Origin of the sequence: Rheinheimera sp., from assembly GCF_036568245.1 — a bacterium.
Taxonomy (GTDB): Bacteria; Pseudomonadota; Gammaproteobacteria; order Enterobacterales; family Alteromonadaceae; genus Alishewanella.
In genome coordinates this window covers 1-10074 of record NZ_DATCSY010000314.1, presented here as the reverse complement: position 1 = coordinate 10074, position 10074 = coordinate 1, and the positions used below count along the sequence as shown (strand labels likewise).

Below are 10074 nucleotides of genomic sequence, written 5' to 3'. Positions count from 1 at the left end.
AAGCAGAATGCCGAGCTGCTGGTGATTTATGCCCGGGCATTAATTGCACAAAAAAGACTGGAAGATGCCAACACCTTATTAAATTATGCCGTGGAAGCATTTCCGCAAAACAGTGAACTGGCTTATCTTGGCGGCTTAAGTAAAATCCGTCTCGCCAGTGATGGTAATGTGTTTTCTGCTAAAGAGCGGGCGGCGCGTGGCGTTGCGCTGTTACAAAAAGCGGTCAGTATCAAACCCGACCATTATGCCGCACGTCAGGCGTTAATTGACTTCTATAGCATAGCGCCAGCTGCGGCTGGTGGTGATAAGGCGCTCGCTCAGCAGATGACGGAGCAACTGGCTAAAGAAAGCCCTGCGCAGGCATTACTGGCTCAAACGCGGATCTTACTCAACGATAACAAACCCACCGAAGCATTGGCGTTGCTAAACAGCATGATGCCGGATCCGCCTAATGCCCGTTTGCTGGCGCGTAAAGCTCAGATTGAAAACGAACTGTCCGCATTCGATGCAGCGTTCAGTAGCTACCAGCAAGCAGCAGAGTACGCTACTGATTTAACTGACAAATACAATGCGCTTTATCATATTGGCCGGCTTGCTGTAATCGCGGATCAGGATGCCAACGCAGGGATAAAAGCACTACAGCAGTATTTGCAGTTCTATCACGATACGGAGAATAAAACCCTGCCGTGGGCCACGCTTAGATTAGCGCAGCTGATGTACCGTACAGGTGACACCTACGAGGCGACTTTACTGGTCAGCAATCTGACCCATGTACAGGTAGAGGATGAAGAATTTAATTTAATACTGGTCAGTCTGCTAAGTGCATTAAAAACCAAGCAAGCTGCAGAGATACCGCAGGAATTACCAAAAGAAGCGGCAGATGGCACTGCCGCAGCAAATGCCAAGCAGGAAAACTGAGCTCTCCTGCTTGGCGCACTTATTTACTTACGGATACCTTCAACACTCAGGTCCAGCTGCACTGTGGCAGAGGCCGGGCCTAAATCAGTATTGATAGCGAAGTCTTTCAACGTCAGAGTGGTAGTGCCGGCAAAACCTGCACGGTATCCGCCCCACGGATCTTTACCCTCACCCAGTTTCTCAGCCGCAATGACTACTTCTTTAGTCACACCGTTAAGTGTCAGGTTACCGTAGAGATCAAACTTGTCGCCCGACTTGGGCTCTATACGTGTACTGACAAACGTTGCTTTAGGATGCTTGCTGACATTCAGAAAATCACCACTACGTAAATGTTTGTCGCGTTCTGCATGGTTAGAGTCAACGCTGCTGGTGTCAATTGTCAGCTGGATCTTAGCCTCTTTTAATTTGTCGGCGTCATAGCTGAAGTCACCGGAAAAAGTGTTAAAACGGCCATATAACCAGCTGTAGCCTAAATGGCTAATTTTGAATTGCACAAAGGCATGCGCGCCTTGCGTGTCAATGGCGTAATCTGCCGCTTGCGCTGGTATAGCCATCAAACCGGCCAGTGATGCTGCTAACAGTAGCTTTTTCATCATAATCTCCTGAAGTTAAGGTTTTTTGCCAAACATACGTTTGAGCGTGTGATCTTTGTCGATAAAGTGGTGCTTTAATGCCGCCAGCCCATGCAGTGTAGCTAACAGTATCAAACTATAGGCCGTGTATTCGTGTACCAGACCAGCAATATCAGCTTGATCTGCGAACAGTGCGCCAAGGGATGGCACTTCAAACCAATTGAATACCGCGATGGCTCTGCCATCTTCAGTGGAAATCAGATAACCACTGATAACCAATATTGCAATACCAAGATACAAGCAGAACTGCATTGCTGCCGATACCCGCCTCTCCCACTGCTTATGTGTTGCTAACGCTTTGGGTGGTGGGCTGACAGCACGCCAGCACAGGCGGAAAATCATCGCCAGGGCCATTAATATACCTATGCTCTTATGCCAATAAGGTGCAGTTCTGTACCATTCGCTGTAATAGCTTAGATCTACCATCCAGAAGCCCAGGGCAAATAAGCCAAATACAACCAGTGCAACTAACCAGTGCAGCAATACACTGACTAAACCATAGTGGGTAAGACTGTTTTTCAACATGCAGAACTCCTTGCTAAGGCTCCGATAATAAACCAATTAAACCTTTATAAAATTACATTATTACCGATATTTCATTCTAATTTATCGAATGTTCTGACATCTAAGGTGAGATTGCAGCCAAATAAAAAGCCAGCATATAAAGCTGGCTTTTTAGTATAGAGAGCTTAAAAGCTTATTCAAACTTACCATCACGGATATGCTTTTCTCCGCGTTGTTTCGCCAACTCTACCTGGCGCTGGCGCTCTGCAAATGACGCTTTTTGCTCTGCTGTAGTGTTTTCATAGCAGTGCGGGCAACTTAGTCCCTTAACATACTTGTCCGACAGCATTTCTGCTGCGGATAATGGCATACGACAGGCGTAGCACTGGTCATAACTGCCCTGCTCCAGACCATGCCTGACGGCTACCCGCTGATCAAACACAAAACACTCGCCTTGCCACAGGCTTTTTTCTTCAGGCATTTCTTCGAGATACTTTAAAATGCCGCCGTCGAGATGATAGACCTCATCGAATCCCTGCTCTTTCAAATAAGCAGTAGACTTCTCGCAGCGAATACCGCCGGTACAAAACATGGCTACCTTTTTATGCTTGTGTTTATCGAGGTTATCAGCAGCCCACTGCGGAAATTCACGAAATGTGGTGGTATTCGGATTTACGGCATTCTTAAAGGTGCCAATGGCCACTTCATAATCATTACGGGTGTCAATTAACACTGTGTCAGGGTCAGAAATCAACTGATTCCAATCATCACCTTTTACATAGGTACCAACAATATTGGCAGGGTCGATACCTTCAACGCCCATGGTGACAATTTCTTTTTTCAGCTTAACCTTGGTGCGGTAAAACGCCAGCTCGTCTGACAAGGATTCCTTATAACTCATGCCGCTAAAACGGCCATCGGCATCTAACCAGGCTTTCACCGCATCGACACCTTCGCGCGGACCGCAAATAGTGCCGTTAATCCCCTCTTCTGCCAGTAATAAAGTGCCTTTGACTTTATTTGACACCATCGTATCGTACAGGGTGTCACGTAAGGTGACGTAATCAGCTAAACGCACAAACTTGTATAAAGCAGCAACAACGAACATAGATAACCTCTTGCAGGGCCGGAACGTAAATCCGGAGCAATTAAAAAAACCGCGCGTATTATACCGTCCGTGCTATTGATAGCAAGACCATAGGGTTAATGTGGCTTTTCCAACAGTGATGTCAGATTAAGTTGCAGCAGGTGTTCGCCATCGGTAATTGACAGCTGCGGATCCTCGCGCCAGACACTTAGCTTCATATGGCCTTTTAGCATCTGACAAAACTCACTCAGCTGAGCACTACTCAGAGTAAAAATACGTTGTTTATTGAGAGCAAGATGACGGGCTTTATCCGTTTCGTCCTCGTCCAATACCAGCAGCAATTCGTCCGCTAAATGCGATGCCCTGAGCAAACGCTTCTCAGGGATCAGTTGCAGCTGACACCACAGCTGTAAGTGGTGAAAACTATCTTCAATAAAAATGTCCGGGGCTTTACCGCCTGAGTCATCTTTGGCAAAACTCGGATGTTGCTCGTAAAGGCTTAGGTAGGCGAGGATCCGTTTGGCAAAATGCTCGGCACTTTCGCCAGGCCAGGGCGAAATGTAGTGCCGTTGTTGTTGATATGCATGGCTGGCATCACAACTGTAATTTACATCCAGCTTTATCACTTTACTGGCCATTTGCATGGAAAATCTCCACCTCGTCAGACTTTGCCCGACTTCGGCAAAGTTTAGCTGCTGAAACTACTGACTACCAAATGCATAGCTAATGCCAATAGTAACACCCCCATTACCCGGTCAAACCAGTAACCTTTCAGGAGCAAAAAACCTCTTATTTTTGTGTGGGTTAAAATAGCAGATAGCATACAAAACCAGGCCGTTGTCGCCAAAGACATGTAAAGCCCATAAATAACTTTGTAACTAAGTGGTGTAACAGGTGAAATAATGACCGCAAACAATGACAAAAAGAATAATGTCGCTTTCGGATTTAAACCATTGGTAATAAAGCCGGCAATAAACGCCTTTCTGCCAGATGGAACAACATCGGTTGTGTTTTGCCCAACTGCATGTGCGGCGTCTGTTGGTGCTTTACTTCTGATTGCCTGCACACCGATGTAGAGCAGATACGCCGCAGCCGCAAGGCTTAAAGCTTTGAACAACCACGGCGTGGTTTTAATAAGTACCGCTATCCCAACTAAAGACCAGGTCACATGCAGCAGTATCGCCATGCCTATTCCAATACTGGCATAGATCGCTTGCTTACGACCAAAACGGACTGCATAGCGCAGCACTATGGCAAAATCAGGCCCGGGACTGGCAACCGCCATCAGATGTACCGCAGCAATAAGAAAAAATTCCGGCCAGAACGACATAAGGTAATGCTCACATAACAAAAACCAGCATTCTAATGATATAACCGCTTACTAAGCCAGTGTTTAGTCTACAGTCGTGGCAACTTTTGCAGGCGATCACTATCGCGACTTGCCGCCGCGCCTTAAAACTGTAAAATGTTATAACATCACTGACCACAGAACTACACAGGAATTCCATGCGCCGCTCTTACCCTTTCCTTCGTCATGCGCTTGTACGTTACAGTGCTTTGGCAACCGCTGTCTTTCTTACGTTTCCTTTGTCAGCCCAGCAGTATGCTGAGCGTTATTCAGGTGTAATAACTGATTTGCAAGGTCAGCCATTAAAAAATGCCCGTATCCATGTTCATGGCCGCCAGCAATATGTATATGCCGACGAACTGGGGCGTTTTAGTATCCAGGCTCCGCTTAATGCCGAACTGCATATTATTGCCAAAGGTTATACCGATAGTTTCGTCACAGTCAGTAGCGCACAGCAACCACTGAGCATTCAGCTATCTCCCGGTGCAGTAGAGCGTGTCACTGTGACAGCGTCCGGCATCCATCAGAGCAATCTGGAGATGGCAACTCCGGCGTCGGTATTAAGTGCTGAAGAACTTAGCAAACGTACAGAGCCTACTATAGGTGAAACATTGAAGTATGAACCTGGGGTGCATGCTAATTACTATGGCCCCGTGGCTTCCAGTCCGGTGATCCGAGGTCTGGATGGCCCCAGAGTTAAAGTACTGAACAATGGTTTGGATACTGCAGATGTATCGCGAGTAGGGCCGGATCATGCCATTACTGCAGATGCCATTACCGCACAACAAATTGAAGTTCTGCGCGGCCCTGCAACACTGTTATACGGCAGTGGCGCTATTGGCGGTGTAGTCAATGTGGTTGATAACCGTATTCCCCGTCAGCTGCGTACAGAAAGCGAGACTAAACTGGAAAGCCGCTATGGCGATGTGTCTGAAGAAAAAACCGTGGCGCTGAACCACGAAGGCAGTCGCGCCAACATTGCCTGGCACCTGGATGGCTTTAATCGCGATGCTACCGATTATGAGGTGCCAGCGTTTGTCAATGACGAGGGCGAGTCGCTGACAATCCTTGAAAACTCCTGGCTGCAAAGCAAAGCCCTGAATGGCGGTTTAAGTTATATTAGCGAACGCGGCTTACTGGGTTTCAGTGTTGGCAGGTTAGAGTCTGATTACGGTATCCCTGGGCATCATCACGATGAGCACGAAGGCGGCGAAGAGCATGAAGACGAGGATGCAGAAAGCGTATTCGCCAGGTTAAAACAAAACCGCTTTACGCTGGCCGGTGAATGGTATCACCCTGTTAAAGGTGTTGAAACCCTGGCACTGACAGCGGCTTATACTGATTATCAGCATCAGGAAATAGAGCACGATGTACCCGGCACCACCTTTAAAAATAAAGCGCTGGAAAGCCGTTTGACGATAGAGCACGAAGAGCTGGCGGGCTGGCATGGTTTAGTCGGATACCACATACAGCAAAGCGATTATCAGGCCTTTGGCGAAGAAGCTTTCACTCCTGATTCTGATAGTCTGTCGCAGGCGCTGTTTGTGCTGGAGGAAAAACAGTTTGGCAATCTTAGCGCTCAGTTAGGCGGCCGGATTGAGTACGTCAATCATGACGCTAAACCTTTGTCAGACACCGGCATATCCGGTGCCGTAAAAGATAGCTTTACTGCTGTCAGCGCATCTGCTGGTGTAGTATGGGAAGTTGTGCCTGGCTTCTCCTGGGCTTTTGCCATCAGCCACTCAGAGCGGGCGCCAAGTGCCGCAGAGCTTTATGCTAATGGTGCTCATATGGCGACCAGTAGCTATGAGCTCGGCCTTGGTTACCAGCTGCAGAATGGCGACATTGTGCTGACAGAGCACGAAGCTGAAAAGGAAGCAGCAAACAATATCGATATCACCTTTCGTAGTTTTAAAGGTGAGCTGACGTTTACCTACAATTTCTTCTATAACAAAATTAATGACTATCTGTATTTAGCTGATACCGGTCTTACCATGGCTGACTTATCTGTTGATCATGGCGAAGATGACGAGCATCTGCACGATAATTTCCCGCTATATCAGTATCAACAGCAGGATGCCACCTTGTACGGCTTGGAGTTCGAGGCACGCTATCAGTTAAATAATTCAAACGCATTGTTGGTGTTTTTCGACGCCGTGAGGGCAAAACTGGATAACGACGGCTACTTACCACGCATCCCGCCTTATAAAACAGGTTTGGGTTATCAGTACAGCGGCATCAGCTGGAGCGCTGACATTGGCGTAACGCGTTACGCCAAGCAGGACAAGGTTGCCGAAAATGAAAGCCCCACTGCAGCGTACACCTTGCTGGACGCCAATATAAATTATGACTTCAGCATATCACAGCTCGATATGACGGCGTTTTTACGCGCAACTAACCTTACTGACGAACTGGCGTTTGTGCACAGTTCTTTTATCAAGCAAGACGCGCCTTTACCCGGTCGGGCTATTACTGTGGGGATCAGAGCCACATTCTGAGCAAGCTAAATCCCGGCTGCTATTCTGGTTGCCGGGATTTACAGATAGCGATCTTTAATTCTGCCCCACTGGTAATAAGCCTGCTGGCCTAAACGTCTGAAAGCAGGTAGTGGAAAGGTGCGTAGCGGCGTCTGATAGATTGGAAGTTCTGGCAATGGCTGCCCCATAGCCAGTTCAGCCAGCCGGCGACCAGCCAGGGTGCTGAATGATACGCCACTGCCACAATAGCCCGCAGCGTAAAAAAGATCTTTGCCGTCCTGGATTACGCGGGGTAAATCATCAAATGATACGGCAACCCAACCACTCCAGTGATAATCGTACGACAAGTCGTGAAGTGCAGGAAAGCAGGTTTTAAGTGCCTGTAGTAAGCGCTGCGGATATTTTGGATCTGCGGCATCCTTACCATGCACGGCGCTACGCCCGCCGAACAAAATCCTGTTATCAGGCAGCTTGCGGTAATAATACTTCAGTGCCCTGGTGTCCATCACCAGTTGGGTGTGATTCAGGCCGGTTTGTATCATTTGCTGCTCTGTCAGTGGCTGTGTCACAATGACACTGCTAAGCACAGGCAAACAGGCCTTGTTAAGGCCCGGATAAAAGCCTCTTGCCGTATAAGCGTTAGTCGCCATGATTAACTGCTTACAATGCACTGTGGCTTCAGGTGTCTGAACGGTAAAACCACCAGCTGACCGTTGCCAGCGCAATACCGGAGATCCAGTGTATAGCTTTACACCTTGCTCCAAAGCAAGCCTGCTATAACCTTGCACCAAAGCCAGCGGGTTCACGCCAAAACAATCTGGAAACCGGATCGCGCCATATGCCTGAGTATTATGCATATACTCGTCACGAAGCGCTGCTGCAGACAAGTGTTGAACCTGATAGCCAAATTGTTTCTGCAGAAATTCTGTCTGCAGTGGTAACTCTTCTGCCAGTGAGGCTTTGTGTGATACTTTAAGGTAACCAGCGGGCTGCGCCTGACAGGCAATGTTACCTTGAGCAATCATATCCTGAACCAGCGTAATAGCTTCGCCATATTCCTGATAAAAAAGCCGCGCACAATCAATGCCAAACTTCTGGCTCAGCTGTGCCAACCCTAGCCGGCCAGTGCCACGCAGCACAAAGCCGGCATTCCGACCGCTGCAGCCCCATCCAGTTTGATGCGCATCAAGCACAACGACTTCACGCGAAAACCGCTTAGCCAGCTGAAAAGCACAGCTTAAGCCAGTGTACCCAGCCCCTATAATAACCACATCAGTTTCAGTGTTATGCCGAAGTGGCAAGGTGACTCCACCGGGTTCTGTGTGATTGGCCCAATACGACGACGGATAAGGCGCATTGCAGCCAATTTGCTGATTTACCATAGGATCGTACAACATAGACACCCCGGAATTGCCGCTAAAAAACCAAGACCATTTCCGCTGCGCTGCAGCGGCATAAGGCACCACAAACAGGGCAATGATAACCGGCGGACTCGGACAAATGCCGCCATTTGTCCGGATGCACTTTTAACAGCGTCGCTCCTGCCTGGCTAAAATAGCGCTGAGCGGCATTACCGGGGCTTTCCCGCCAGATATGCGCCAGCCCACCCAGCGCGCCCTGCTGTTTCAGAGCCACGACTGATTGACGTAACAATGCAGAAGCCACACCCTGCCCCCGGGCAGCTACTGCTACACCGACCGATTTAAAGTATGCCATACGATCAGGAGATACCGGCCACAGCTCCTGACTACACCAGTCATCACTTTGCCACTGCCCGGCGGCAAAACTCAACCGGTAGCCGATAATGTCACCTGCGTTATCAACAGCAACAAAGCTGCCATTAATGCCGTTTTTCACTCCCTGATATTGCATCGACTGCAGGCTGGCGTTATCCAGGTAATTATCACCATGGATTCGATTAGCAAGAGTGACGACAGCAGCAAAATGTTCTGAAGTAAGTTCTGCTATAAACACAGTAAGTTGTCCGCGATCTTTGTTGCTGCCGTTATAAAACAGTTGCCCGGCCTTATGCAATCTCTTTTGCGTAATGCAATCGTTAGCATTTTCCCCACTATAGAGACGAAATAACAAAAATATACGATAGACAACTAAAGCGTTATCCAATATGGTTAATAGGACGCAAAAACAAAAACATAAGCGTTGGGTAGATAAAATAATAATCCAGGAACAGAGCTATGAAAAAACAAAGTAAATATCATCCGGTTGCGCGTGCGGTAAAGTTTAGTCTGGCGGCTTCATTGTCTTTAGGCATAAGTTCAGTCGCTGTGGCACAGGAAGAAAGTCAGGCCAGTGCTCAGAAAGAGCAAAGCGTCGAGAAAATTGCAGTTGTTGGTACACGCTCTGCGCCGCGTTCTATCGGTGACTCTCCGGTGCCGGTAGATATCATTGGTGGTGAAGAGCTGAATAAGAACGGTAACAGCGACATGCTGAATCTGATCAGTACTACTGTGCCATCGTTAAACGTACACACTCAACCCATTAGTGACGCAGCGACACTGATCCGCCCTATTAACTTACGCGGTCTGTCGTCTGACAGTACACTGATTTTACTAAATGGCAAACGCCGTCACCGGGCATCTGTTATTTCGTTCTTAGGCGGTGGTATCAACGACGGTGCTCAGGGACCAGACATCTCAGTGATCCCGGGGATCGCGTTAAAACAAGTCGAAGTTCTGCGCGATGGTGCAGCAGCACAATATGGTTCAGACGCTATCGCAGGTGTTATAAACTTTGTGCTTAAAGACGCTGCTGAAGGCGGCACTATAGAAGTGAAACATGGCGAATACTACGCCGGTGATGGCACTTCGACAGAGGTAGCCGCTAACGTAGGTATGCCATTGACCAAAGATGGTTTTGTTAACGTCAGTATGCAATACAAAAACGTGGATGCTACCAGCCGCAGTGTGCAACGAGGTGATGCTCAGAGTTTAATTGACGCTGGCAATACCTTTGTCCGGGATCCCGCTCAAATATGGGGGTCTCCTGAAATCAAAGATGATATTACGATTTTTGGCAATGTAGGCCTGGATCTAGGCAACGGTGGTGAAGCCTATATGTTTGGTAACTACTCTGAACGTGACGTGCGTG

Annotated in this window: 10 protein-coding genes; 3 read left to right on the top strand and 7 right to left on the bottom strand. The window is 48.2% G+C overall.

What is annotated here, in order from left to right:
* A partial coding sequence (locus VIN66_RS14075; protein ID WP_331924571.1) for a hypothetical protein occupies positions 1–918 on the top strand: 918 nt, incomplete at its 5' end.
* Positions 919–941: 23 nt separating this feature from the next.
* On the opposite strand, the gene VIN66_RS14070 is transcribed toward VIN66_RS14075, so the two are convergent.
* The 5 genes from VIN66_RS14070 to VIN66_RS14050 all read right to left on the bottom strand — a co-directional run bounded on the left by VIN66_RS14070 (position 942) and on the right by VIN66_RS14050 (position 4471).
* Positions 942–1514, bottom strand: a complete 573-nt coding sequence (locus VIN66_RS14070; protein ID WP_331924570.1) for a YceI family protein — start codon at positions 1512–1514, stop codon at positions 942–944.
* Between the two features lie 12 nt (positions 1515–1526).
* Positions 1527–2075, bottom strand: coding sequence for a cytochrome b (locus VIN66_RS14065; RefSeq protein WP_331924569.1), 549 nt, complete (start codon positions 2073–2075; stop codon positions 1527–1529).
* Positions 2076–2247: 172 nt separating this feature from the next.
* Positions 2248–3162 carry a rhodanese-related sulfurtransferase gene (locus tag VIN66_RS14060; protein ID WP_331924568.1) on the bottom strand — a complete coding sequence of 305 codons (915 nt, stop codon included), beginning with the start codon at positions 3160–3162 and terminating at the stop codon, positions 2248–2250.
* A gap of 95 nt (positions 3163–3257) precedes the next feature.
* Positions 3258–3785 (bottom strand): YaeQ family protein, encoded by a 528-nt coding sequence (locus VIN66_RS14055; RefSeq protein WP_331924567.1) that lies wholly within the window; start codon positions 3783–3785, stop codon positions 3258–3260.
* 44 nt (positions 3786–3829) lie between these two features.
* The gene (locus tag VIN66_RS14050; RefSeq protein WP_331924566.1) at positions 3830–4471 is read right to left on the bottom strand and encodes a LysE family translocator; all 642 of its coding nucleotides are present in this window, start codon (positions 4469–4471) and stop codon (positions 3830–3832) included.
* 176 nt (positions 4472–4647) lie between these two features.
* Here VIN66_RS14050 and VIN66_RS14045 point away from each other — a divergent pair, with 176 nt between their 5' ends.
* On the top strand, positions 4648–6987 hold the full coding sequence (locus tag VIN66_RS14045) for a TonB-dependent receptor (RefSeq protein WP_331924565.1): 2340 nt from the start codon (positions 4648–4650) through the stop codon (positions 6985–6987).
* A gap of 38 nt (positions 6988–7025) precedes the next feature.
* Here the strand turns inward: VIN66_RS14045 and VIN66_RS14040 are convergent, their stop codons facing one another.
* Together VIN66_RS14040 and VIN66_RS14035 are read right to left on the bottom strand one after the other, a co-directional pair.
* Positions 7026–8363 carry an FAD-dependent oxidoreductase gene (locus VIN66_RS14040; protein WP_331924564.1) on the bottom strand — a complete coding sequence of 446 codons (1338 nt, stop codon included), beginning with the start codon at positions 8361–8363 and terminating at the stop codon, positions 7026–7028.
* Positions 8364–8382: 19 nt separating this feature from the next.
* Positions 8383–8940: a GNAT family N-acetyltransferase gene (locus tag VIN66_RS14035; protein WP_331924563.1), complete on the bottom strand. Its 558-nt coding sequence runs from the start codon at positions 8938–8940 to the stop codon at positions 8383–8385.
* A 221-nt stretch (positions 8941–9161) separates the two neighbouring features.
* Between VIN66_RS14035 and VIN66_RS14030 the strand changes: the two genes are divergently transcribed.
* A partial coding sequence (locus tag VIN66_RS14030) for a TonB-dependent receptor plug domain-containing protein (protein WP_331924562.1) occupies positions 9162–10074 on the top strand: 913 nt, incomplete at its 3' end.

Excerpts from the sequence above, each read along its gene's own strand:
- VIN66_RS14070 (WP_331924570.1), bottom strand. The coding sequence starts at position 1,514 with ATGATGAAAAAGCTACTGTTAGCAGCATCACTGGCCGGTTTGATGGCT.
- VIN66_RS14065 (WP_331924569.1), bottom strand. The coding sequence starts at position 2,075 with ATGTTGAAAAACAGTCTTACCCACTATGGTTTAGTCAGTGTATTGCTG.
- VIN66_RS14060 (WP_331924568.1), bottom strand. The coding sequence starts at position 3,162 with ATGTTCGTTGTTGCTGCTTTATACAAGTTTGTGCGTTTAGCTGATTAC.
- VIN66_RS14055 (WP_331924567.1), bottom strand. The coding sequence starts at position 3,785 with ATGCAAATGGCCAGTAAAGTGATAAAGCTGGATGTAAATTACAGTTGT.
- VIN66_RS14050 (WP_331924566.1), bottom strand. The coding sequence starts at position 4,471 with ATGTCGTTCTGGCCGGAATTTTTTCTTATTGCTGCGGTACATCTGATG.
- VIN66_RS14045 (WP_331924565.1), top strand. The coding sequence starts at position 4,648 with ATGCGCCGCTCTTACCCTTTCCTTCGTCATGCGCTTGTACGTTACAGT.
- VIN66_RS14040 (WP_331924564.1), bottom strand. The coding sequence starts at position 8,363 with ATGTTGTACGATCCTATGGTAAATCAGCAAATTGGCTGCAATGCGCCT.